18 protein-coding genes and 1 pseudogene are annotated in these 24,475 nt (G+C 67.9%); 10 read left to right on the plus strand and 9 right to left on the minus strand.

What is annotated here, in order from left to right; genetic code table 11:
- Together sucC and BDD16_RS14400 are read right to left on the minus strand one after the other, a co-directional pair.
- Nucleotides 1-1,161 (minus strand): ADP-forming succinate--CoA ligase subunit beta, encoded by a 1,161-nt coding sequence (gene sucC, locus BDD16_RS14395; RefSeq protein WP_179634072.1) that lies wholly within the window; start codon nucleotides 1,159-1,161, stop codon nucleotides 1-3.
- A gap of 148 nt (nucleotides 1,162-1,309) precedes the next feature.
- On the minus strand, nucleotides 1,310-1,960 hold the full coding sequence (locus tag BDD16_RS14400) for a GntR family transcriptional regulator (RefSeq protein ID WP_179634576.1): 651 nt from the start codon (nucleotides 1,958-1,960) through the stop codon (nucleotides 1,310-1,312).
- Between the two features lie 94 nt (nucleotides 1,961-2,054).
- Between BDD16_RS14400 and scpA the strand changes: the two genes are divergently transcribed.
- The 9 genes and pseudogenes from scpA (at nucleotide 2,055) to BDD16_RS14445 (ending at nucleotide 12,934) form a co-directional block, all read left to right on the plus strand.
- On the plus strand, nucleotides 2,055-4,226 hold the full coding sequence (gene scpA, locus BDD16_RS14405) for a methylmalonyl-CoA mutase (RefSeq protein ID WP_179634577.1): 2,172 nt from the start codon (nucleotides 2,055-2,057) through the stop codon (nucleotides 4,224-4,226).
- 27 nt (nucleotides 4,227-4,253) lie between these two features.
- Nucleotides 4,254-4,733 carry a GNAT family N-acetyltransferase gene (locus BDD16_RS14410; RefSeq protein ID WP_179634578.1) on the plus strand — a complete coding sequence of 160 codons (480 nt, stop codon included), beginning with the start codon at nucleotides 4,254-4,256 and terminating at the stop codon, nucleotides 4,731-4,733.
- 31 nt (nucleotides 4,734-4,764) lie between these two features.
- A complete protein-coding gene (gene meaB, locus BDD16_RS14415) occupies nucleotides 4,765-5,814 on the plus strand; it encodes a methylmalonyl Co-A mutase-associated GTPase MeaB (protein ID WP_179634579.1) in 1,050 nt (349 codons plus the stop codon).
- Nucleotides 5,815-5,866: 52 nt separating this feature from the next.
- Nucleotides 5,867-7,399: an acyl-CoA carboxylase subunit beta gene (locus BDD16_RS14420; RefSeq protein ID WP_179634580.1), complete on the plus strand. Its 1,533-nt coding sequence runs from the start codon at nucleotides 5,867-5,869 to the stop codon at nucleotides 7,397-7,399.
- A 20-nt stretch (nucleotides 7,400-7,419) separates the two neighbouring features.
- Nucleotides 7,420-9,486, plus strand: coding sequence for an acetyl-CoA carboxylase biotin carboxylase subunit (locus BDD16_RS14425; RefSeq protein WP_179634581.1), 2,067 nt, complete (start codon nucleotides 7,420-7,422; stop codon nucleotides 9,484-9,486).
- A 16-nt stretch (nucleotides 9,487-9,502) separates the two neighbouring features.
- The gene (locus tag BDD16_RS14430; RefSeq protein ID WP_179634582.1) at nucleotides 9,503-9,970 is read left to right on the plus strand and encodes a VOC family protein; all 468 of its coding nucleotides are present in this window, start codon (nucleotides 9,503-9,505) and stop codon (nucleotides 9,968-9,970) included.
- A 135-nt stretch (nucleotides 9,971-10,105) separates the two neighbouring features.
- A pseudogene (locus BDD16_RS14435) lies at nucleotides 10,106-12,003 on the plus strand (propionate--CoA ligase).
- Nucleotides 12,004-12,191: 188 nt separating this feature from the next.
- Nucleotides 12,192-12,704: an ATPase gene (locus BDD16_RS14440; protein WP_179634583.1), complete on the plus strand. Its 513-nt coding sequence runs from the start codon at nucleotides 12,192-12,194 to the stop codon at nucleotides 12,702-12,704.
- Nucleotides 12,701-12,934, plus strand: a complete 234-nt coding sequence (locus BDD16_RS14445) for a hypothetical protein (protein WP_179634584.1) — start codon at nucleotides 12,701-12,703, stop codon at nucleotides 12,932-12,934. The genes BDD16_RS14440 and BDD16_RS14445 overlap by 4 nt, the downstream gene beginning before the upstream one ends.
- Before the next feature lie 4 nt (nucleotides 12,935-12,938).
- On the opposite strand, the gene ybiB is transcribed toward BDD16_RS14445, so the two are convergent.
- Genes ybiB through nirB form a run of 6 tightly spaced genes read right to left on the minus strand, consistent with a single transcriptional unit; the run spans nucleotide 12,939 to nucleotide 21,252 of the window.
- On the minus strand, nucleotides 12,939-13,853 hold the full coding sequence (gene ybiB, locus BDD16_RS14450; protein ID WP_179634585.1) for a DNA-binding protein YbiB: 915 nt from the start codon (nucleotides 13,851-13,853) through the stop codon (nucleotides 12,939-12,941).
- Between the two features lie 22 nt (nucleotides 13,854-13,875).
- The gene (locus BDD16_RS14455) at nucleotides 13,876-14,679 is read right to left on the minus strand and encodes a fused MFS/spermidine synthase (RefSeq protein WP_179634586.1); all 804 of its coding nucleotides are present in this window, start codon (nucleotides 14,677-14,679) and stop codon (nucleotides 13,876-13,878) included.
- 5 nt (nucleotides 14,680-14,684) lie between these two features.
- Nucleotides 14,685-15,449, minus strand: coding sequence for a YoaK family protein (locus BDD16_RS14460; RefSeq protein WP_179634587.1), 765 nt, complete (start codon nucleotides 15,447-15,449; stop codon nucleotides 14,685-14,687).
- 47 nt (nucleotides 15,450-15,496) lie between these two features.
- A complete protein-coding gene (locus tag BDD16_RS14465; RefSeq protein ID WP_179634588.1) occupies nucleotides 15,497-18,364 on the minus strand; it encodes a nitrate reductase in 2,868 nt (955 codons plus the stop codon).
- A 33-nt stretch (nucleotides 18,365-18,397) separates the two neighbouring features.
- On the minus strand, nucleotides 18,398-18,745 hold the full coding sequence (gene nirD / locus BDD16_RS14470) for a nitrite reductase small subunit NirD (protein ID WP_179634589.1): 348 nt from the start codon (nucleotides 18,743-18,745) through the stop codon (nucleotides 18,398-18,400).
- Nucleotides 18,746-18,771: 26 nt separating this feature from the next.
- Nucleotides 18,772-21,252 (minus strand): nitrite reductase large subunit NirB, encoded by a 2,481-nt coding sequence (gene nirB, locus BDD16_RS14475; RefSeq protein WP_179634590.1) that lies wholly within the window; start codon nucleotides 21,250-21,252, stop codon nucleotides 18,772-18,774.
- Nucleotides 21,253-21,342: 90 nt separating this feature from the next.
- On the opposite strand from nirB, the gene BDD16_RS14480 reads away from it, so the two are divergent.
- A complete protein-coding gene (locus BDD16_RS14480) occupies nucleotides 21,343-23,067 on the plus strand; it encodes a bifunctional protein-serine/threonine kinase/phosphatase (protein WP_179634591.1) in 1,725 nt (574 codons plus the stop codon).
- A 6-nt stretch (nucleotides 23,068-23,073) separates the two neighbouring features.
- On the opposite strand, the gene BDD16_RS14485 is transcribed toward BDD16_RS14480, so the two are convergent.
- The gene (locus tag BDD16_RS14485; RefSeq protein WP_179634592.1) at nucleotides 23,074-24,333 is read right to left on the minus strand and encodes an MFS transporter; all 1,260 of its coding nucleotides are present in this window, start codon (nucleotides 24,331-24,333) and stop codon (nucleotides 23,074-23,076) included.
- Nucleotides 24,334-24,475 lie beyond the last annotated feature (142 nt).

A 24,475-nucleotide genomic window follows, 5' to 3' on the forward strand; every position in this document is an offset into this window, starting at 1 on the left:
TTACTTGACGGCTGCAACGATGGCGGTGGCCGCTTCGGCCATCGTGTCGGCGGCGATGATCGGCAGACCGCTCTCGGCCAGCATCTTCTTGCCCAGGTCCTCGTTCGTGCCCTTCATGCGCACCACCAGCGGCACCGACAGGTTCACCGCCTTGCACGCCGTGATCACGCCTTCGGCGATGGTGTCGCACTTCATGATGCCGCCGAAGATGTTCACCAGGATGCCCTTGACCTCCGGGTTCTTCAGCATGATCTTGAACGCTTCCGTGACCTTCTCGGCCGTGGCGCCACCGCCCACGTCCAGGAAGTTCGCCGGCTCGCCGCCGAACAGCTTGATGGTGTCCATCGTCGCCATTGCCAGACCGGCGCCGTTCACCAGGCAGCCGATGTTGCCGTCCAGGCTGATGTAGGCCAGATCGAACTTCGAAGCCTCGACTTCCGCCGGATCCTCTTCGTCCAGATCGCGGTAGGCCACGATCTCCGGATGGCGGAACAGCGCGTTGGCGTCGAAGTTGAACTTCGCGTCCAGCGCGATCAGGTTGCCCTTGCCGTCGCGGTTCAGCGGGTTGATCTCGACCAGCGAGGCGTCCGTGTCCATGTAGCAGCGGTACAGGTTCTGGAACAGACCCACGGCTTGCGCCATCGACACGTCTTCCAGCCCGATCGCGCGGGCGATCTTCTCGGCCTGCTCGGCACCCAGACCTGTCAGCGGATCGATCACCTCGGTGATGATCTTCTCGGGCGTCGAATGCGCAACCTCTTCGATGTCCATGCCGCCTTCAGAAGACGCGATGAACGCCACCTTCTGCGACTGGCGGTCGGTCACCAGCGAGACGTAGAACTCCTTCTGGATGTCCGCACCGTCCTCGATGTACAGGCGGCGCACCTTCTGGCCTTCCGGGCCGGTCTGGTGCGTCACGAGCTGCATGCCCAGGATCTGCTCGGCCAGACGACGCACGTCGTCCAGGCTCTTGGCGACCTTCACGCCGCCGCCCTTGCCGCGGCCACCCGCGTGGATCTGCGCCTTCACGACCCACACCGGGCCGCCCAGCTTCTGTGCGGCTTCCACCGCCTCCTGCACCGTGAACGCCGGGTAGCCGCGCGGCACCGGCACGTCGAACTGGCGCAGGACTTCCTTGCCTTGGTATTCGTGGATCTTCATCGGGGTTTGCTCCTCGGGATGGCGGAGAGTTTCGGGGTGTTGAAACCGGGGGACTGGGGATGCGGAGTGTGACGCGCGGGCGGACTCTGCGACTTCAAACTGACCTCAAGCTGAGACATGTCACACCGTTCTGCTGCGACAGCCTGTCTCAGCCTGCAGCAGCGGCGAGGCCGTTGTCGAAATGGGCGCGCATGAGCCGCGTGGCCAGCGCGCCGTCGCGCCGCTCCAGCGCGTCCATCAGGGCGCGGTGTTCGTTGAGGGATTCTTCGGGCCGCCCTTGCTTGAACAGCGAGTGGTGGCGGTTGAGCTTCATCACCTTGCGCAGGTCGGCCACGATCTGCTGGCGCCAGCGGTTGCCGGCGATCGACAGCAACTGGATGTGGAAGGCCTCGTTGGTGGCGAAGAAGAACTCGCGCTGGTGCACCTCCAGCTCCAGCCGGTTGTGCAGGCTGCGCAACTGGGCCAGCTCTTCGGGCGAGGCGTTGCGGGCGACGTCACCGGCCGCGTCGCTCTCCAGCAGGGCGAGCAGGTGGTAGACCTGGCGCACATCGTCGGTGGACACCTCGGTGACGTAGGCGCCGCGGCGCACCTTCATCGTCACCAGCCCCTCGACCGCCAGCACCTTCAGCGCCTCGCGCAGCGGCGTGCGGCTGATGCCGAGTTCGGCGGTGAGCTTCTGCTCGTCGATCCAGCTGCCGGGCTCCAGCTCGCGGTTGAAGATCTGTTCGCGCAGGCGCTCGGCCACGTCCTGGTAAAGGGCGCGTGGGGCCAGAGCCGTGTCGAGGGCGGGAGTGTTCACGGGCGGTGTGTCAGAAGAGTGTCAGGGCAACGTCAACATTGAATTCATAATTATGCATCATGTATCATGAGCGAACCAGCGCCAGGAACACAACATGTCGAACAGCACCTCGAACAACCCCGAATTCCAGCCCGCCTCGCTCGCCCAGTGGACCAAGGCCGCCGCCAAGTCCGCCCCTGGTGGCCAGGTCGACGCGCTGAACTGGGTCACGCCGGACGGCATCACCGTCAAGCCGCTCTACACCGCCGAAGACGTGCAGGGCTTGCCGAACACCAACACGCTGCCCGGCTTCGAGCCCTTCCTGCGCGGCCCGCAGGCGACGATGTACGCGGTGCGCCCGTGGACCATCCGCCAATACGCCGGCTTCTCGACTGCCGAGGAATCGAACGCCTTCTACCGCAAGGCGCTGGCCGCCGGCGGTCAGGGCGTCTCGGTCGCGTTCGACTTGGCCACGCACCGCGGCTATGACTCCGACCACCCGCGCGTGACCGGCGACGTGGGCAAGGCCGGTGTCGCGATCGACTCGGTCGAGGACATGAAGATCCTCTTCAACGAGATCCCGCTCGACAAGGTCTCGGTCTCGATGACGATGAACGGCGCCGTGCTGCCGGTGCTGGCGGGCTATGTCGTCGCGGCGGAAGAGCAGGGTGTCTCGCAGGACAAGCTCAGCGGCACCATCCAGAACGACATCCTCAAGGAGTTCATGGTCCGCAACACCTACATCTATGGTCCCGAACCATCGATGCGGATCATCGGCGACATCATCGAGTACACGGCCAAGCACATGCCGAAGTTCAACTCGATCTCGATTTCCGGCTACCACATGCAGGAAGCGGGCGCGAACCAGGCGCTGGAACTCGCCTTCACGCTCGCCGACGGCAAGGAATACGTCAAGACCGCCATCGCCAAGGGCATGGACGTGGATGCCTTCGCCGGCCGCCTGTCGTTCTTCTGGGCGATCGGCATGAACTTCTATCTGGAGATCGCCAAGATGCGCGCGGCGCGTCTGCTGTGGTGCCGGATCATGAAGGGCTTCGACGCGAAGAACCCCAAGAGCCTGATGCTGCGCACGCACTGCCAGACCTCGGGCTGGTCGCTGACCGAGCAGGACCCGTACAACAACATCGTGCGCACGACGGTCGAGGCGATGGCCGCGGTCTTCGGCGGCACGCAGTCGCTGCACACCAACGCGCTTGACGAAGCCATCGCGCTGCCGACGGCGTTCTCCTCGCGCATCGCCCGCAACACGCAGCTCATCATCCAGGAAGAGACCCACATCACCAGCGTGGTCGATCCGTGGGCCGGCTCCTACATGATGGAGTCGCTGACGCAGGAGATGGTCGACAAGGCCTGGGCCATCATCGAGGAAGTCGAGGCGATGGGCGGCATGACCAAGGCGGTCGATTCCGGCTGGGCCAAGCTGAAGATCGAAGCCAGCGCCGCCGAGAAGCAGGCCCGCATCGACTCCGGCAAGGACGTCATCGTCGGCGTCAACAAGTACAAGCTGGCCAAGGAAGACCCGATCGACACCCTCGACGTGGACAACGTCATGGTGCGCGATGGTCAGGTCGCCCGGTTGCAGCAGATCCGCGCCACCCGCGACACCGCGGCGGTGCAGGCCGCGCTGGCCGCGATGACCGACGCCGCCCGCGCTGGCACCGGCAACCTGCTCGACCTGGCGATCCAGGCCGTGCGCCTGCGCGCCACGGTGGGCGAGGTCAGCGATGCGCTCGAAGCCGTCTACGGCCGCCACCGCGCCGACATCCAGAAGGTCACCGGCGTCTATGCCGCGGCCTACGACTCGGCCGAAGGCTGGGAAAAGCTGCAGACCGAGATCGCCGATTTCGCCGAGACCTACGGCCGCCGCCCCCGCGTGATGATCGCCAAGCTCGGCCAGGACGGCCATGACCGCGGCGCCAAGGTCGTGGCCACCGCCTACGCCGACCTCGGCTTCGACGTGGACATGGGCCCGCTGTTCCAGACGCCGGAAGAATGCGCGCGCCAGGCGATCGAGAACGATGTGCACGCGGTCGGTGTCTCGACGCTGGCCGCCGGGCACAAGACCCTGGTGCCGGCCATCATCGCCGAGCTGAAGAAGCAGGGCGCCGACGACATCATCGTCTTCGTGGGTGGGGTAATCCCGCAACAGGATTACGATGCCCTGTTCGAAGCCGGCGTGAAGGGGATCTACGGTCCCGGCACGCCGATTCCGGCCTCGGCCAAGGATGTTCTGGAGCAGATACGCGCCCATGTGTCCGCGGCCTGAGGTACCCCCTCAGACACCTCGGTGACCATGAACACTCCTGCTGCTGCACGACCACGACTGCAACTCACTCCCGCCAGCGAAGGCGATTTCGAAGCCTTGCTGGCGTTGCGGATGGCGGCGATGCGGGAGAGTCTGACCCGGCTGGGGCATTTCGATCCACAACGGGCGCGCGAGCGCCTGAGCCGCGGCTACAACCCGGCGCACACCCGGCACATCCTGCGTGACGGGGAACTGGTGGGCTTCGTGGTGGTGATTCCCCGGCCGCATGACCTGCTGCTGGACCACCTCTACATCCACCCCAGTGCGCAGGGCGAGGGCATCGGTGCCTGGGTGATGCGCCAGGTGCTGGCCGAGGCCGATGTGCAGGCCATGCCGATGTCGGTCACGGCACTGAAACACACCGACGCGACCCGTTTCTACCAGCGCCACGGCTTCATCCTGGAAGCCGAAGGCGAATGGGATCTCTACTTCCGCCGCCCGGCCCACCCGCCGAGCGACTCCGACTGACGACGCAGGCCCTGACCGGCCACTAGTGGCGATGACTGAAGACTTTTCCCACCTGCCGGCTGCCGAGCAGGCACTGGCCGCGGGCATCGTCGGCGACCAGCCCACCGTGCAGCGGCGCGCGATGGCCAAGGCCATCACGCTGCTCGAATCGACCCGGCCGGACCACCGCCTGCGCGCCGACGCGCTGCTGAACGCGCTGCTGCCGCACACGGGCCACGCCTTCCGTCTGGGCATCTCGGGTGTGCCGGGCGTGGGCAAGTCGACCTTCATCGAGGCGCTGGGCCTGTACCTGATCGGCCAAGGCCACCGGGTCGCGGTGCTGGCGGTCGATCCGTCGTCGAGTGTCTCCGGCGGCTCGATCCTGGGCGACAAGACCCGGATGGAACACCTGTCGGTGCACCCGAATGCCTACATCCGCCCGAGCCCCTCGTCCGGCACGCTGGGCGGCGTGGCCGAGAAGACCCGCGAAGCCATGCTGATCGCCGAGGCTGCCGGCTACGACGTCGTCGTCATCGAGACGGTCGGCGTCGGCCAGAGCGAGACGGCGGTGTCCGGCATGACCGACATGTTCTGCCTGCTGCAGTTGCCCAACGCCGGCGATGACCTGCAGGCGATCAAGAAGGGCGTGATGGAGCTGGCCGATCTGGTCGTCATCAACAAGGCCGACATCGACCCGAACGCCGCCACCCGCGCCCGCGCCCAGATCACCAGCGCGCTGCGCCTGCTCGGCATGCACCAGCACCACGGCGGCGGCCATGGCGATGCACACGGTCATGGCGGTGACCTGCTGTGGCAGCCGCAGGTGCTCCAGCTCAGCGCGCTCAAGGGTGCCGGGCTGCCCGAGTTCTGGGCGGCCGTCACCCGCTTCCGCGAACTGCAGGCCGCCAGCGGCCGGCTCGACCAGCGCCGCCAGCAGCAGAGCCTGGCGTGGATGTGGGAGCGCATCGAGGCGGGCCTGCGTGCGCGCTTCCGTGCCCATCCCGAGGTGCGCGGCCAATTGGCCGACACCACCGAACAGGTGCGCGCGGGCCGGCTGGCCGCGTCCGTCGCGGCGCGCCGCCTGCTCGACCTGCTGAACTGATTTCCAGCCAATTTCCAACCGATTTCCGACCTGATCACCGAGGAGATGCTCCATGCATGACATCCAACAGATGCTCGAAGCCAAGCGCGCGAAGGCCCGCCTCGGCGGTGGGCAAAAGCGCATCGACGCCCAGCACGCCAAGGGCAAGCTGACCGCCCGCGAGCGGCTCGAACTGCTGTTCGACGAAGGCACCTTCGAAGAATGGGACATGTTCGTCGAGCACCGTTGCTCGGACTTCGGCATGGCCGATAACAAGATCCCCGGCGACGGCGTCGTGATCGGCTACGGCATGATCAACGGCCGTCTGGCCTTCTCGTTCAGCCAGGACTTCACCGTGTTCGGCGGTGCGCTGTCGGAAGCCCACGCCGAGAAGATCTGCAAGGTGATGGACCAGGCGATGAAGGTCGGCGCCCCGGTGATCGGCCTGAACGACTCGGGCGGCGCGCGCATCCAGGAAGGGGTCGCGTCGCTCGGCGGTTACGCGGAAGTGTTCCAGCGCAACGTGATGGCCTCGGGCGTGGTGCCGCAGATCTCGATGATCATGGGCCCGTGCGCGGGTGGCGCGGTGTACTCGCCGTCGATGACCGACTTCATCTTCATGGTGAAGGACTCGTCCTACATGTTCGTCACCGGCCCCGAGGTGGTGAAGACCGTGACGCACGAGGAAGTCACCGCTGAAGAACTGGGCGGCGCGATCACGCACACGACCAAGAGTGGCGTGGCGGATGTGGCGTTCGACAACGACGTGGAAGCGCTGCTGATGCTGCGCCGCTTCTTCAACTACCTGCCGCTGAACAACAAGGAAAAGCCGCCGGTGCGCCCGAGCGGTGACCCGGGCACGCGGCTGGACTACTCGCTCGACACGCTGGTGCCGGAGAACCCGAACAAGCCCTACGACATGAAGGAGCTGATCCTGAAGGTCGTCGACGACGGCGACTTCTTCGAGATCCAGCCTGACTACGCCAAGAACATCGTCATCGGCTTCGCCCGCATGGAAGGCCAGACGATCGGCCTCGTGGCCAACAACCCGCAGGTGCTGGCCGGCTGCCTCGACATCAAGTCGTCGATCAAGGCGGCGCGTTTCGTGCGCTTCTGCGATGCGTTCAACATCCCCGTGGTCACCTTCGTGGACGTGCCCGGCTTCATGCCCGGCACCTCGCAGGAGTGGAGCGGCATCATCAAGCACGGCGCCAAGCTGCTCTACGCGTATGCCGAATGCACCGTGCCGAAGGTCACCGTCATCACCCGCAAGGCCTACGGCGGCGCGTATGACGTGATGTCGTCCAAACACCTGCGCGGCGACGTGAACTTCTCGTGGCCGAACGCCGAGATCGCCGTGATGGGCGCCAAGGGCGCGGTGGAGATCATCTTCCGCGAGGACAAGGGCGATCCCGAGAAGCTCGCCGCCAAGGAAGCCGAATACAAGGCCCGCTTCGCCAACCCGTTCGTGGCTGGCGCGCGTGGCTTCATCGACGACGTCATCCAGCCGCACGAGACCCGCAAGCGCATCTGCCGCTCGCTCGTGATGCTCAAGGACAAGAAGCTCGACAACCCGTGGCGCAAGCACGGGAACATCCCGCTCTGAGTCGGCAAGGAGATACGCACATGTTCACCAAGATCCTGATCGCCAACCGCGGCGAAATCGCCTGCCGCGTCATCCAGACCGCCCGCAAGACGGTCGCCGTCTACTCCGAGGCCGACAAGGAAGCGCGCCACGTCGAGCTGGCCGACGAGGCCGTGCTGCTCGGCCCGGCGCCGTCGCGCGAGTCCTACCTCGTCGCGGACAAGATCATCGCCGCGTGCAAGGCCACGGGCGCGCAGGCGGTTCACCCCGGCTACGGCTTCCTGTCCGAGAACGCCGCGTTCGCGCAGCGGCTCGAAGAGGAGGGCATCGCCTTCATCGGCCCGAAGCACTATTCCATCGCGGCCATGGGCGACAAGATCGCCTCGAAGAAGCTCGCGCTGGAAGCCAAGGTCAACACCATCCCCGGCTACAACAACGCCATCGACACGCCCGAGCAGGCGGTCGAGATCGCCAAGGGCATCGGCTACCCGGTGATGATCAAGGCCTCGGCGGGCGGCGGCGGCAAGGGCCTGCGCGTCGCGTTCAACGACAAGGAAGCGTTCGAAGGTTTCTCGTCGTGCCGCAACGAAGCGCGCAACAGCTTCGGCGACGACCGCGTCTTCATCGAGAAATACGTGCTGGAGCCGCGCCACATCGAGATCCAGGTGCTCGGCGACAGCCACGGCAACGTGCTGTACCTGAACGAGCGCGAGTGCTCGATCCAGCGCCGCCACCAGAAGGTCATCGAGGAAGCGCCGTCGCCCTTCATCAGCGACGCGACCCGCAAGGCCATGGGCGAGCAGGCCGTGGCGCTGGCCAAGGCGGTCAAGTACCAGTCCGCCGGCACGGTCGAGTTCGTGGTCGGCAAGGACCAGGACTTCTACTTCCTGGAGATGAACACCCGCCTGCAGGTGGAGCACCCGGTCACCGAGTGCATCACCGGGCTGGACCTGGTCGAGCAGATGATCCGCGTCGCCGCTGGCGAGGCGCTGACCTTCCAGCAGGAAGACGTCAAGCGCGAAGGCTGGGCGATCGAGTGCCGCATCAACGCGGAAGACCCGTTCCGCAACTTCCTGCCCTCGACCGGCCGCCTGGTGCGTTACGCGCCGCCGGCTGCCGATCTTGTGCAAGGCACCGAGACGCTGCAAGGCCCCGCCTACGAGAAGGGCCGTTTCGGCGGCGTGCGCGTGGACACCGGCGTCTACGAGGGCGGCGAGATCCCGATGTTCTACGACTCGATGATCGCCAAGCTCATCGTGCACGGCCGTGACCGCACGGAAGCGATCGCCAAGATGCGCGAGGCCCTCAACGGCTTCGTGATCCGCGGCATCAGCTCGAACATCCCCTTCCAGGCCGCGCTGCTGGCGCACCCGAAGTTCGTCACCGGCGAGTTCAACACCGGCTTCATCGCCGAGCACTACAGCCACGGCTTCAAGGCCGAGGACGTGCCGCACGACGACCCGCTGTTCCTGGTGGCACTCGCCGCCTTCGTGCGCCGCAAGGCCCGCGAGCGTGCCGCCGGCATCAGCGGCCAGCTGCCCGGCCACGGCGTCAACAAGGACGCGCCGGATCTGGTCGTCGCGGTGCTCGGCGCCCAGGGTGACCACGTCTACCACCCGGTCAAGGTCAGTGGCTACGACAGCGCGCTCGGCACCGCCAACGTGCTGCTGGGCGACAAGATCTACGCGATCCGCAGCCACACCAAGCTCGGTGACCTGCTGATGACCGGCGTGTGCAACGGCCTGCCGTTCACCGCGCAGGTCGAGCGCAGCGCCAACAAGAACCCGCTCGCCATCCGCGTCGCCCACAACGGCACGCAGATCGACGCGCTGGTGCTGAACCCGCGTGCCGCCGAGCTGATGAAGCTGATGCCCTACAAGGCACCGCCCGACACCAGCAAGTCGCTGCTGTCGCCGATGCCGGGCCTGCTGGCCGACGTGTCGGTGGCGGTCGGGCAGAAGGTGCAGGCCGGTGAGAAGCTCGCGGTCATCGAGGCGATGAAGATGGAGAACATCCTCGTCGCCGTGCAGGATTGCGTCGTCGCCGAGATCCTCGCGAAGAAGGGCGAGAGCCTGAGCGTGGACCAGCCGATCCTGCGGTTCGAGTGACAGCACGGGGAACACCATGAGCACACCCAAGCCATTCAAGATCCTCGGCATCCAGCAGATCGCCATCGGCGGCACCGACAAGCAGCGGCTCAAGTCGCTGTGGGTCGACATCTTCGGCCTGCAAGTCAAGAGCACCTTCGTCAGCGAACGCGAGAACGTGGACGAGGACATCTGCGCCCTCGGCAGCGGCCCGACCGCGGTCGAAGTTGACCTGATGCAGCCGCTGGACATCGACAAGAAGCCGGCCGTGCACGCCACGCCGCTGAACCATGTCGGCCTGTGGGTGGATGACCTGGCCAAGGCGGTCGAGTGGATGACGGCCAACGGCGTGCGTTTCGCGCCGGGCGGCATCCGCAAGGGCGCGGCCGGGTTCGACATCTGCTTCATCCACCCGAAGGCGAACGACGAGTTCCCGATCGGGGGTGAAGGGGTGCTGATCGAGCTGGTGCAGGCGCCGGCCGAGGTCGTCGCGGCCCTGTCCTGAGCGTCTGCCGCACCCTGCGATGTGCGGCAACACCCGGCTGGCGACTGTCCGAGACAGGACAGCGTCAGCCGCTCCGGGTGAAATGAAAAGCTATACTCGCCGCGCTCGGTCGGCGGGGTCAGAGGAGACCGTTCCATGAGCACCAACTACGCCGAATTCCACCGCCGCTCCATTGAAGACCGCGAGGGCTTCTGGGGCGAGCAGGCGCAACTGATCGACTGGCACAAGCCCTTCGACCAGGTCTGCGACTACACCAACCCCCCGTTCGCCAAGTGGTTCGCCGGCGGCGAGACCAACCTCTGCCACAACGCCGTCGACCGCCACCTCGCGGCCCGCGCCGACCAGAACGCGCTGATCTTCGTCTCGACCGAGACGAACACCGAGAAGGCCTACAGCTACCGCGAACTGCACGCCGAAGTGCAGCGCATGGCCGCGATCTACCAGTCGCTCGGCGTCAAGAAGGGCGACCGCGTGCTGATCTACATGCCGATGATTGCCGAGGCCGCGTTCGCGATGCTGGCCTGCGTGCGCATCGGCGCGATCCACTCGGTGGTGTTCGGCGGCTTCGCCAGCCACTCGCTGGCCAGCCGCATCGACGACGCCCAGCCCACCGTCATCGTCAGCGCCGACGCCGGGATGCGTGGTGGCAAGTCGGTGCCCTACAAGCACCTGCTCGACGAGGCGATCAACCTCTCGGCCCACAAGCCGGCCAAGGTGCTGATGGTCAACCGCGGTCTGGCCGACTACGCCAAGGTCGATGGCCGTGACGTCGACTACGCCGAACAGCGCGCCCTGCAGATGGACACCGTCGTGCCGTGCGTCTGGGTCGAGTCCACCCATCCGTCCTACATCCTCTACACCTCGGGCACGACCGGCAAGCCCAAGGGCGTGCAGCGTGACACCGCTGGCTACACGGTGGCGCTGGCCGCGTCGATGAAGCACATCTACATGGGCAACCCCGGCGAGACGTACTTCAGCACGTCTGACATCGGCTGGGTCGTCGGCCACAGCTACATCATCTACGGCCCGCTGATCAACGGCATGGCCACGATCATGTACGAGGGCCTGCCGACCCGCCCGGACGCCGGCATCTGGTGGAGCCTGGTCGAGAAGTACAAGGTCACCGTGATGTTCTCGGCCCCGACCGCCGCGCGCGTGCTGAAGAAGCAGGATCCGGCCTACCTGACCAAGTACGACCTGAGCAGTCTGAAGGCGCTGTTCCTGGCTGGCGAGCCGCTCGACGAGCCGACGGCGACCTGGATCGGCGGCGCGCTGAACAAGCCCATCATCGACAACTACTGGCAGACCGAGACCGGCTGGCCGATCATGGCGATCTGCAACGGCGTCGAGCCGGCACCGACCAAGTTCGGCTCGCCGGGCAAGGCGGTCTACGGCTACGACGTCCAGCTGATCGACGAGACCACCGGCGAGGAGATCACCGAGCCGAACAAGAAGGGCGTGATCGCCGTCAACGGCCCGCTGCCCCCCGGCTGCCTGCAGACCGTCTGGGGCGACGACAAGCGCTACGTCAGCACCTACTGGACCAGCATCCACAACAAGGTGATGTACTCCACCTTCGACTGGGGCGTGAAGGACGCCGACGGCTACTTCTTCATCCTGGGCCGTACCGATGACGTGATCAACGTCGCCGGCCACCGCCTGGGCACCCGCGAGATCGAGGAAAGCATCTCCAGCCACGCCAACGTCGCCGAAGTGGCCGTGGTGGGCGTGGCCGACCAGCTCAAGGGCCAGGTCGCGGTGGCGTTTGCCGTGCTGAAGGACCCGAGCAAGATCACGAATGTGGCCGATGCCAAGGCGCTGGAAGCCGAGACATGAAGGTCGTGGACAACCAGCTCGGCGCCGTGGCGCGTCCGGCCTCGGTGCGCTTCGTGACCACGCTGCCCAAGACCCGCTCGGGCAAGGTGCTGCGCCGCGCGATCCAGGCCGTCTGCGAAGGCCGCGATGCGGGTGACCTGACGACGATGGAAGACCCGGCCGCGCTGATGCAGATCAAGGACCTGGTCACGGGCTGACCTGCCGGATCTTCGGAATCTGCTGCCTCCGGATGGTGATTCCGGACCGCCGCCCCGCTCATGCGAGCGGGGCTTTTTTTCGTCCACCCATCAGTTCCTCTTCAGAATATCAAGAGAAAAATGTCACGGCGAGTTACATAATGATTTGAAATTCTTTCGATTGCACCGCCTCCTGGAGCGAACTGGACATGCCCCGCATCCACATCATTGCCGGCCCGCCGGGCGCAGGAAAGACCACGTTTGCCAAGGAATATCTGCCGCAGGAGGCGGCCTGCCGGAACTTCATCGACGCCGATCTGATCGCCCAGGGCCTGTCGCCCTTCGCGCCGGAGCGCATGGCCCAGCGGGCCAGCAAGCTGATGCAGATGACGATCCAGGACATGCTGCGGCTGCGCGAGACCTTCGGCTTCGAGACCTCGCTGCGCAGCCGGGACTACGCCAGCCTGATCCCCGACTGGCGCGCCAAGGGGTATGTGGTGCAGATGGTGTTCCTGTCGCTGCCGTCGTGGGAGGTGGCGCAGCACCGGGTCAACGAGCGTGCGCGCCAGGGTGGCCTGCGCATGGCGAGCGATGTGGTGCAGCGCCGTTATGACACCGGCCTGCACAACTTCCACGCCGTCTACAAGGACCTCGTGGACCTCTGGGTGCATTTCGACAACGCGGGACCTGTCCCGAAACTGGTGGACTGGAGCGGCGCATGAAGAACGGTTCCCTGACCCAGCAGACCTACATTGCACCCGAGGTGCTGGGCGCCTACGCGGCGCTGAAGCGGTCCGCCGAGATCTCGCGGCAGATGGCCTTCCTCACCGGCACCGACGTGATCATCGTCAAGGACGGCCGCATCCTGCGCGAGTCCGGGGCCGAGAGCTACGACCTGCGCGCCGAGCGGCCGACGAGCAACGTGCATCCGCTCCCCCGGCCAGTGCGCTGACGCTTCAACGCGGCAGCGCGTCGCGCAGGCACTGCACCTGGCGGGCGATCGAGGTCGGCAGCGGGATCTGACCGTCCAGCACCGCGTGGATGTGCGCTGCGGTGGTGTCGGCATCGATGGTGGCGGGCAATGCCGGCAGTTCCACCAGCACGCCTTCCTGTGGCGCCACCGACAGCGTGGTGTCCAGCACGCCCGCCCGGTAGACATCCAGCCGCGGCTGCCGGCGGGCATCGGCCACCGGCTCGCCTTCGGTGCCGCGCATCAGCACCGCGTCGGCGCCGCTGTCGCGCAGGTACTGCGACAGGCTCACCGCGTACTCCGGGTGGGTGTGGTTGACCACCCGCAGCGCGCCGGGAAGGGCCGGCAGCAGCTTGGCGATGGTGTGCCCGCTGTTGCGCAGGCCGAGCACGCGGCGCAGCGCCAGCAACTGCGCCAGCGGCCGGTTCAGCGTTTCGAGCGACATGAACACCGGCTCGCCGCGCGCCCATTGCGCCGCGGCCTGGGCAGCGTCGGCGGCGGGCGGCAGGCCGAGCGCGGTGAAGATCGCCGCGCTGGTGACGCGACCGGGGTCGTCGATCGGGCCGTGGACCAGCACCGGCACCCCTTCGCGCGCCAGCAGCAGCGCCAGCAGCGGCGTGAAGTTCGGCAGCTTGCGCGCGCCGTTGTAGGACGGCAGCAGCACGGCGGGCGAGGGCGCCACCAGCGGCAGCGTGTGCACCATGGCGGCCTCGACAAAGGCCGCGAGTTCGTCCGCCGATTCGCCCTTGATGCGCATCGCCAGCGCGAAGCCGCCGAGTTCGAGGTCGCTGACACGGCCATCGAGGATGCGGGTCATCAGGTCGAGCGCCTGGGCGTGGTCCAGCGAGCGGGCACCGTCCTTGCCGCGGCCGATGGTCTTGAGATAGGGGGCGATGGTCATGGGGGGATTGTCGTCGTCGGCTTCAAGCGGTGCCCGTGTCGGCCTGTTGCTGCAGCAGTGCGCGCCGCACCGCGGCCATGGCGGGCTGCAGCGCGCGCCAGGCGGCGGCATCGAAGCCCGCGGGGCCGCGCGTGGTGATGTCGCGCCGCCGCAGTGCCTGCGCGTCGCGGCAGGCCAGCACCACGCTGTTCGTGCCCCGCTCCCCGTCGCCGACCACCAGCACCGCGTCCGCGCCGAAGGTCTGCCGGATGCGCGCCACATGCACGGCGAACAGCGGCTGGCTGGCGCCGCTGGGCAGGTTCGCCACCAGCCAGCCGGTGTCGGTCAGGGCCTGCGCACAGTCGTCGTAGAACGCCTGCGAACACAGCGCGTCGGGCAGGCCTTCCCAGTCGAAGCCGTCCACCAGCAGCACGTCGAAACGCTGCGGCGGATCGCGCACCAGCACCGCGCCGTCCTGGCAGACCACCCGCAGGCGCGCGCTGTCCGGCGGAATGCCGAAGTCGCCGCGCAGCGCGATCACGTGCGGGTTGATCTCGGCGACCTGCAGCGTGCTGTCCGGCAGGTGCCGGTGGCAGAACTTCACCAGCGAGCCGCCACCCAGGCCGATCAGCGCGATGCTGGCGGGCCGCGGCTGCCACAGCAGGAAGCCCATCATGCGCTGCGTGTAGGCCAGGTCCAGCCCGTCGGGGTCGTCCATGCGCATGCGGCTCTGGATCTCGCTGAGCGAGAAGTGCAGGGCGCGGACGGTGCGCGCCTGGTCCTGGTAGACGTAGGGACGGACGTGGTCGTCCGCGGTTTCACCGGTGGGTTCGGGGGTGTCGGGCATGGGGTTCAAGGAGGGAAACGGGCCGGGGCGATGCGGTGCAGGTCCCTGGCCAGCGCTGGCAGGGCCATCACCGCCAGCAGTGCTGCCAGCGGAATCGTCGCCGAGAAGCCCAGCGACCGGAAGGCCAGCGCACCGACGATGCCGCCGCTGAAGAACAGCGCCAGCACGGTCGCATGGATCCACAGCTTGTCGCGGTTGGCGCGCACGTACATCGGATCGTCCGCGTCGCGCTGGCCGTTCCAGTAGAGCAGGCGGCCCAGCTCGATGCCCAGGTCGGTGACCACGCCGGTCATGTGCGTGGTGCGGATCTCGGCGTTCGAGATCTTGGTGATGATGGCGTTCTGCAGGCCCATGATGAAACACAGCAGCAGCACCGTGGTCGGCACCAGCAGGGCCTTGAAGTCGTGCAGGTTGGCGCCGAGCAGGCCGAACAGCAGCAGCAGGCCGGCCTCCAGCAGCAGCGCCAGCGCGTACTTGCCCTGGAGCTGGCGGTGGCGGCCCCAGTTGATCAGCAGGGAGGTGCAGGCGGCGCCCGAGACGAAGGCGCCCAGGGCCACCAGCCCCGCCAGCGCTAGCCCGATGCTGCCCAGCGCGAGGTCGTCGGCGATGCCGGAGATGATCCCGCTCATGTGCGAGGTGTAGCGGGCCACGGCCAGAAAGCCGCCCGCATTGACCGCTCCGGCGACGAAGGCCAGCACGCCGCCCAGCTGCCGGTTGGCAGTGCGGGTGCGGTCGCGGCCGGTCAGGCGCTGGAGGAACTGGAAGGCCATGGTGGGAGGCGGTCACTGTAACCGACGCCCTCGCCATGGCCCCCGCTTCACAAGGCGGTGGCCGTGCCCGCCGACGCCTTGGCCAGACCCCGCAGCACCGGCAGGCAGGAGCCGCAGTTGGTGCCGCATTTCAGCTCACCCTGCAACTGCGCCATGCGCTCCTCTACGCTACCGCTGCAACGCCCGAGCACCTGCACGATCTGCGGCTCGGTGACGTTGAAGCAGGTGCAGACCTGCGGGCCCTTGTCCTGCACCGGCACGGGCGCGGTCGGGCTGCCGGCGAGCAGCGCGCGGCCATAGGACTGCGCCGGCAACTCGTCCTGCAGCAGCGTCTTGATCCACGACTCCGCCCGCGTGTCGCCCGCCAGCAGCACGCCGCGCAGCAGCCGGTCGACGCTCACGTTCTGCATGAGCACGGCGCGGTACTGGCCGCGCTGGCGGTCGTGGTAGACCAGTGTGTCGCGGCCGGACAGGCCGAGCAGCGCCTCGATCTGCTTGACCAGCGCTTCCTGCATCGGCGCCGCGGCGGCCGCGCGCCAGACCAGCCCGGCCAGCCCGTCGGCGTGCGGCTCGCGACCGAAGGGCAGCACCATCGCGTAGCCGAACTGCGGCATCAGCGCCTTGAGCGCCTCGCGGGCCTTCAAGGCTTCTGCTTGCGGCAGCCACGCCAGCCCCAGCATCCGCCATGGCAGCTTCACCGCCTCGATGCGCACGGCGGCGTGTTTCAGCTCGGGCTGCTTCGACGTCGGGCAGTACGTCGGCAGCGTCACGCCGTTGATGCCCAGGCGCGCGACCCCCTTGTCGTCGGTGCCGCCGAGCACTTCCTCGCCCCAGTGCATCGGGATCGCGACCTGCGTCGGCGCGACCTTGTCGGTGCTCTGGATCGGCAGCACCAGACTGCCGCGCCGCGAGCGGACCTCGACCAGCGCGCCGTCCTGCAGGCCACGCCGCGCCACGTCGGTCGGGTGCATCTCGACCACGGGTTCCGCGATGTGGCCGAACAGGCGGCCGAGCGTGCCGGTGCGGCTCATGCCGTGCCACTGGTCGCGCAGGCGGCCGGTGGTCAGCGAGAACGGGTAGCGGGCATCGCGCGGCTCGGCCACCGGGCGGAACTCGGCGGCGCTGAAGCGGGCGCGGCCATCCTCGGTCGGGAAGACGCCGTCTTCGTACAGGCGCGCCTTGCCGGTCGCCGCACCTTCGGGCATCGGCCACTGCTGCGGACCCTGGCGTTCGATCAGGTCGAAGCTCAGGCCGGTGATGTCGAGGTCGCGGCCGCGGGTGGATTCGCGGTGTTCGTTCCACACCGATTCGGCGCTGTCGTAGGGGAAGAGGGTGGTCTGGCCGGTTTGACCGTTCAGCCGTTCGGGCAGGCGCGTCTCCAGCCGGCGGGCGATGTCGACGGCGATCTGCCAGTCGTGGCGCGTGCTGCCCGGCGCCTTCACCGCGGGGCGCACGAGGCTGATGCGGCGCTCGGAGTTGGTGACCGAGCCGACCTTCTCGCCCCAGGTGGTGGCGGGCAGCAGCAGGTCGGCGTACGCGGCGGTCGCGGTGGTGGAGAAGGCCTCCTGCACGATGACGAACTCGGCCCGCTCCAGCGCGCGGCGCACCATCGCCTGATCCGGAATGGACTGCGCGGGGTTGGTGCAGACGATCCACAGCGCCTTGATCTGCCCGTCGGCCGCGGCTTGGAACATCTCGATGGCGCTCTTGCCCGGATTGGCCGGCACATCGGCCACGCCCCAGAGGCTGGCGACTTCGGCGCGGTGCGTGGCGTTGCCCAGGTCGCGGTGGCCGCTGAGCAGGTTGGACAGGCCGCCCACCTCGCGCCCGCCCATCGCGTTGGGCTGGCCGGTGAGCGAGAAGGGCCCGGCGCCCGCCTTGCCGATCTGGCCGGTGGCGAGGTGCAGGTTGATCAGCGCGGCGTTCTTGTCGGTGCCGGCGGCGCTCTGGTTGAGGCCCTGGCAGTACAGCGACAGCGTCCGGCCACGTTCGCCGGGTGTGCGGCCGGCGCCCTGCGCGAACCAGCGGGCCGCCTGCACCAGGTCGACCTCCTGGATGCCGCAGACGCGGGCGGCTTCCTTCGGCGTCCACGCCCGCACGGTGTCGCGCAGGGCGTCGAAGCCGGTGGTGTGGGCGGCGATGTACGCCGGGTCGGTCAGCCCCTCCCACAGCATGACGTGCAGCATGCCGTGGTAGAGCGCCACGTCGGTGCCGGGCTGGATCTGCAGGAACAGGTCCGCCGTCTCCGCCGTCTCGGTGCGGCGCACGTCGACGACGATCCAGCGCTGGTCCGGCCGGGCCTTGCGGGCGTCTTCCAGCCGGCGGAACAGCACCGGGTGCGCCCAGGCCGTGTTGCTGCCGCTGATGAAGACGGTGTCGGCGTGGGCAAAGTCCTCGTAGCTGCAGGGCGGGGCGTCGGCACCGAGCGTGCGCTTGTAGCCGGCCACTGCGCTGGACATGCACAGCCGCGAGTTGGTGTCGACGTTGTTGGTGCCGAGCAGGCCCTTGGCGAGCTTGTTGAAGACGTAGTAGTCCTCGGTCAGCAGCTGGCCGGAGAGGTAGATCCCCAGCGCGTCCGGCCCGTCGCGGCGCACGATCTCGGCCAGCCGGTCAGCGGCGAGGTCGAGCGCGGAGGTCCAGTCGATTACCTCGGTCGGCCCGCCGCGCTGACCGTTCGCGCCGCGGCCGCGGCGCAGGCGGGGTTGCAGCAGCCGGGTCGCCATCGTCACCGGCGCGCTGGCGGTCAGGTGCAGCGTGCTGCCCTTGGTGCAGAGCCGGCCGAAGTTGGCCGGGTGGTCCGGGTCGCCGCGCACGCCGGTGATCTGCGTCCCGTCGGACTCGATGATCACGCCGCAGCCGACGCCGCAGTAGGGGCAGGTGGACCGGGTGTCGGTCGTGGGCAGGGGCAGGGTCATCGACAGGCCTTCATGCGTTGCGGTGCGGCCGTCTCAGGCGATGGCGCCGATGGCGATGCTGTTCAGCTCCGCCGCGTCGAGGAAGACCTGCCCGTCGACCACCTGCACCGCGAAGCGCGGCGTGCAGCCCTCGTCCGGCGCCTTGGCGCAGCCGCTGTCCAGGCCGATGGTCCAGTTGTGCAGCGGGCAGGCCACGCTCTCGCCGAAGACGATGCCCTGGCTCAGCGGGCCGCCCTTGTGCGGGCAGCGGTCGAGCAGCGCGAAGACCTTGTCCTCGCTGTTGCGGAACACGGCGACATCACAGGAACCCGGGCGCGCTACACGGCGGGCGCCGAGCACGGGGATGTCGTCAACGGTGCAGATGGATGTCCAGTCAGTCATGTCAAAACCTCGAATGCAAAATGTCTTCAGGACACGGCCAGCGGCGTGAACTGCCGCGTGTCCACGCTGGCCTTGGCCGATTCCAGCCACGGATCCGCCGCCCCATCCAGCGCGAACTGCAGCCGCTCCCACAGCTCCTTGCGCAGCTCCGCGTTGTCGATCACCTTGGCCTTGACGTAGTCGAGACCCACGCGGTCGATGTAGTGCACGGTGCGCTCCAGGTACCAGCCTTCCTCGCGGTAGAGCTGCAGGAAGGCGCCGGCGTACTCCAGCACCTCGGCCGGTGTCTTCACCTTGACGAAGAACTGTGCGACTTCGGTCTTGATGCCGCCGTTGCCGCCGACGTACAGCTCCCAGCCGGAGTCCACGCCGATGATGCCGACGTCCTTGGTGCCGGCTTCCGCGCAGTTGCGCGGGCAGCCCGAGACGGCCAGCTTCACCTTGTGCGGCGAGTACATCGCCCACAGCGCACGCTCCAGGTCCTTGCCCATCTGGGTGGAGTCCTGCGTGCCGAAGCGGCACCACTCGCTGCCGACGCAGGTCTTCACCGTGCGCAGCGACTTGGCATAGGCGAAGCCGGACGGCATGCCCAGGTCGGCCCACACGCCCTGCAGGTCTTCCTTCTTCACGCCGAGCAGGTCGATGCGCTGACCGCCGGTGACCTTGACGGTCGGGATCTGGTACTTGTCCGCCACGTCGGCGATGCGCCGCAGGTCGGCCGCCGTCGTCTCGCCGCCCCACATGCGCGGGATCACCGAGTAGGTGCCGTTCTTCTGGATGTTGGCGTGGCTGCGCTCGTTGATGAAGCGGCTCTGCGGATCGTCCTGTGCTTCCTTGGGCCAGGTGCTGAGCAGGTAGTAGTTCAGCGCAGGGCGGCAGGAGGTGCAGCCGTTCGGCGTTTTCCAGCCCAGGCGCCGGTAGACACCGTCCTCGCCGGCGAGGCTGACGAGGTGCTCCTTGCGGACCGCGTCGCGCACGTCCTGGTGGCTCAGCTCGGTGCAGCCGCACAGTGCCTTCTTCTTCGGCGTGGCGCTGTAGTCGCCGCCCGCCGTGAACATCAGCAGCTGCTCGACCAGCCCCGTGCACGATCCGCAGGACGCGCTGGCCTTGGTGTGCTTGCGCACCTCGTCCAGCGTGAACAGGCCCTTGTCCTTGATCGCCTTGCAGATGGCGCCCTTGGTCACGCCGTTGCAGCCGCAGACCTCGTCCGTGTCGGCCATCGCGGCAGCCTTGTTGTGGCCTTCGTGGCCCACGTCGCCGATGTTCGACTCGCCGAACATCAGCCGGTCGCGGATGTCGTGGACCTTGCGGCCTTCGCGCAGCAGCTTGAAGTACCAGCTGCCGTCGACCGTGTCGCCGTACAGGCAGGCGCCGACGAGTTTGTCGTCCTTGATGACCAGCTTCTTGTAGACGCCGCCGACCGGGTCCGACAGCAGGATCTCCTCGCAGCCTTCGCCGCCGGTGAAGTTGCCGGCCGAGAACAGGTCGATGCCGGTGACCTTGAGCTTGGTGCTGGTCTGGCTGCCGGTGTAGCGGCCGATGCCGAACTCGGCCAGGTGCGTGGCGCAGACCTTGCCCTGCTCGAACAGCGGCGCGACCAGCCCGTAGGCGATGCCGCGGTGGCTGGCGCATTCGCCGATCGAGTAGATGCGCGCGTCGGTGACGGTCTGCAGCGTGTCGGTGACGACGATGCCGCCGCGCCCGCCGTGGTCGCACAGCAGGCCCATCTGCTTGGCCAGATCGGTGTTGGGGCGGATGCCGGCGGCCATCACCACCAGGTCGGCGGGGATCTCGCGGCCGTCCTTGAACTGCACCGCCAGCACGCGTCCGCCGGTGCCGTTGTCCTTGTCGCCGATCAGCGCGGCGGTCTGCGCGCCCATCTCGAACTTCAGGCCCCGGTCCTGCAGCGACTTCTGCAGCAGCTTGCCGGCGACGCTGTCGAGCTGGCGCTCCATCAGCCAGTCGCTGATGTGGACGACGGTGACCTGCATTCCGCGCAGCATCAGCCCGTTGGCCGCTTCCAGCCCGAGCAGGCCGCCGCCGATCACGACCGCGTGCTGGTGCGTCCTGGCCGTCTCGATCATGGTGTTCGTGTCGGCGATGTCGCGGTAGGCGATCACCCCTTCGAGGTCCTTGCCGGGCACGGGCAGGATGAAGGGGTTCGAGCCGGTGGCGATCAGCAGGCGGTCGTACTCGGCCTCGACCGTCTCGCCCTGGGCGTTGACGCCGGTGACGACACGGCGGGCGCGGTGTACGTCGGTGACCTTGGTGGCCAGGTGCAGCGTGATGCCGTGGTCCGCGTACCAGCTCAGCGGGTTGAGGATGATCTCGTCGATCGTCTGCTCGCCGGCCAGCACGGGGCTGAGCAGGATGCGGTTGTAGTTGGGGTGCGGCTCGGCGCCGAACACGGTGATGTCGTAGAGATCGGGGGCGATCTTCAGCAGCTCTTCCAGCGTGCGCACGCCGGCCATGCCGTTGCCGACCATCACGAGTTTCATCTTCTGCATCGCGGGCTCCTCAGGAATCAGTTGAACCGGTTAAACCAGGTATTCGGATGGAAGGGCGTCGTGTGCTGTCCGGGACCACAATGCCGAGCGATGAGCTTCGATGTCGACATTGGCCACACCAGCGCCTGCGGATTGCGGGAACACAACGAGGATTTCGCGGCAGTCATGCGCGCCGATGCGCACGAGCCGGGCCGGGGTCTGATCGCCGCCGTCGCCGACGGTGTGTCGACAGGCGGCCTGGGACGCGAAGCCGCGCAGACCACGGTGATGAGCCTGGTGCAGGACTTCCATGCCGCACCGGCCACCTGGGAAACGACGGTCGTCCTTGACCGTCTGATCGGCGCCCAGAACGCCTGGCTCGCCGACCACAACCAACGTCGCCGCGGTGCGGGCAACGAACGCCGCGCGGCGCTCACCACCCTCACGGCGCTGGCGCTGCAGGGTCAGACCTGGACACTCGCCCACGTTGGCGATACCCGGGCCTGGCTGCTGCGCCGCGGGGAGCTGCAGCAGCTCACCCAGGACCATGCACTCGACCATCCCGACTTCCGCAGCCAGCTCACCCGGGCGATCGGCCTCGATCACACCGTGCGCGTGGACTACCTGCAGGGCGAACTGCACCTCGGCGACACCTTCGTGCTCACCTCCGATGGTGTGCATGGTGTGCTCCAGGCCGATCGCCTGCGGACCCTGCTGGCCGCCGCACCCGCCCAGATCGCCAGTGAGGCGCTGGTGGAAGCGGCACTGGCTGCGGGCAGTCAGGACAACGTCACAGCGGTAGTCATGCAAGTTGCGGGCCTGGCCCCGATGCGGCTGGAGGACAGTCAGGTCCGCGCCCGCCAGCTGCCCGTGCCGCCGCGCATGAAGGTGGGCGATGTGCTGGACGGCTACACCATCACCGCGCTGGTGGCCGACACCGGCGTGCACCGCCTCTACCAGGCGCGCGACACCGCCAGCCGCGCGCTGGTGGCCCTGAAGACGCTGCACGAGTCCCGGGCGAGCGACCGCGAGGAGCGCGCCATGCTCGCGCACGAGGCGTGGCTCGGCCTGCGTGTCACCGAGCGCGAAGGGCAGGGCTTCGTGCGTGTGCGCGAAGTGCGTGATCCGAGCGCCTTCTACACGGTGTTCGACTGGCACAGCGGCCACACGCTGGAGCAACTGCTCGCGGCCGAGCGTCCGCTGGACGTGGCGGAAGTGGTGCATGCCGGCCTGTCGGTGGCGCGTGCGCTGGGTCGCATGCACCGACTTGGTGTGGTGCACCGCGACATCAAGCCCGGCAACCTGCACCGGGGCGACGACGGCCAGTGGCGGGTGCTGGACCTGGGGGTGGCGGTGTCGGGGCGCGAACCGGCGTCGACCCGGAGCCTGCACGCCGGCACCCCGAGCTACATGAACCCCGAGCAGTGGGAAGGCGACCACGGCCACCCCGCCGATGCCGGCAGCGACCTCTTCGCGCTGGGGGTGACGCTCTACCAGTGGCTCACCGGCAAGCTGCCCTATGGCGAGGTCGAACCCTGGCAGACCGGGCGTTTCCGGCGCGATCCGGTGCCGCCGTCCCGGGTGCATCCGGCGGTGCCGATCTGGCTCGACCATGTCGTGCTCAAGGCGGTGTCGCGCGATCCGCGGCAGCGCTTCGAGACGGCCGAGGAGTTCGCGCTGGCGCTGGAGCGGGGGGCGTCCCGGCCGCTGAATGCGCCGGGCAGCACGCCGCTGGCGGTGCGCGACCCGGCGCTGCTGTGGAAGGTGGCCTGCCTGATCTCGCTGGGCTTCAATGCCCTGCTGGTGGTCTGGCTGCTCTTCCTGCCGAAGGGGTGAACCCGTTCAGCGGCCGAAGGCGCGGGAGCCGGTGCCGGAGGAGCCGACGGTGGTCGGCGTGCTGCGGGCGCGGCCACCCTTCTCGGCCCAGGTGCGCGTCCAGCGGATCTGCACGATGCGCAGCATGGCCAGCATGCCCAGCGCCAGCACGGTGAAGGCAACAAAGCCCCACAGGTAGGAGCCCGAATACTGCTTGGACAGGCCCATGGCGTTCGGCAGGAAGCCGCCGCCGAGCGCGCCGACCTCGCCGATCATCGAGCCGGCCACGGCCGTCGCGAGCGGCCAGCGCAGCGGGACCAGCTGGAACAGGGCGCCGTTGCCCGCGCCGAGGGCCGCGAAGCACAGCATGAACAGCAGCGTCGTCACCACCAGCGACGAGCCGGCGAAACCGCACATCAGCAGCGTGATCGCCACCAGCACCAGCACGCCCGACAGCGTGTGGATGCCGCCGATGCGGTCGGAGATGTAGCCGCCCAGCACGCGCACCCCGGAGCCCATCAGCGTGGCCAGCATGGTGAGCTGGCCGGCCTCGACCTTGGTGACCTTGAACTGGTCGTGGAAGTAGGTCGGCAGGAAGCTGGCGAGGCCGATGAAGCCGCCGAAGGTGACGATGTAGATCAGGCTGAAGGACCAGCCGTCCTTCTCGAACAGGCAGGAGATGTGCTCGCGGAAGGTCTGGTGCTCGACATCCGGCGGCTCCTTCGCGGCGAACCACATCACCAGCATGGGCAGCAGCATCGTGCAGGCTGCCAGCCCGTAGACCGTCTGCCAGCCGAACTGCGTGGCCAGCGGCGGCGCGAACAGCACGGCCAGCACCGTGCCCGAGTTGCCGGCACCGGCAATGCCCATCGCCAGGCCCTTGTACTTCGGCGGGAACCAGCCCGAGCCCAGCGACAGCGCCACGCCAAAGCTCGCGCCGGCGATGCCCAGCAGCACGCCCATCGCCAGCACCTCGTCGTAGGTGTCGACCATGGTGTAGCCGAACACCAGCGCGCAGATGATCAGGCCCATCTCGACCATCGCCGCGTTCTTGCGGCCGATGTACTGCGCCAGCACGCCCAGCGGAAAGCGCATCAGCGCGCCCGCCAGGATCGGCACGGAGACCATGAAACCCTTCTGGGCCGCATTCAGTCCGAACGATTCGCTGATGAACGGACCCATCGCGCCGTTGAGCACCCAGATCGCGAAACAGAAATCGAAATAGAGGAAGGAGGCGGCCAGCGTGGGCCAGTGTCCCGATTGAAGGAACGTCTTGAAGTTGGACATGGGGGGGCGTCAGCCTGTGCAGGGGTGGCGCGCGCGCCGGGGAGGGCGCGGACCGGACGCGGCGGTGTGTCCGGAGCCGATGGTGCGGTGGATCGGCGTGGTCGCTGCTGCGCAACCAGCCATCGATGAAGCATTGATCATG

This window comes from Sphaerotilus montanus (genome assembly GCF_013410775.1).
GTDB classification, from domain to species: Bacteria; Pseudomonadota; Gammaproteobacteria; order Burkholderiales; family Burkholderiaceae_C; genus Sphaerotilus; species Sphaerotilus montanus.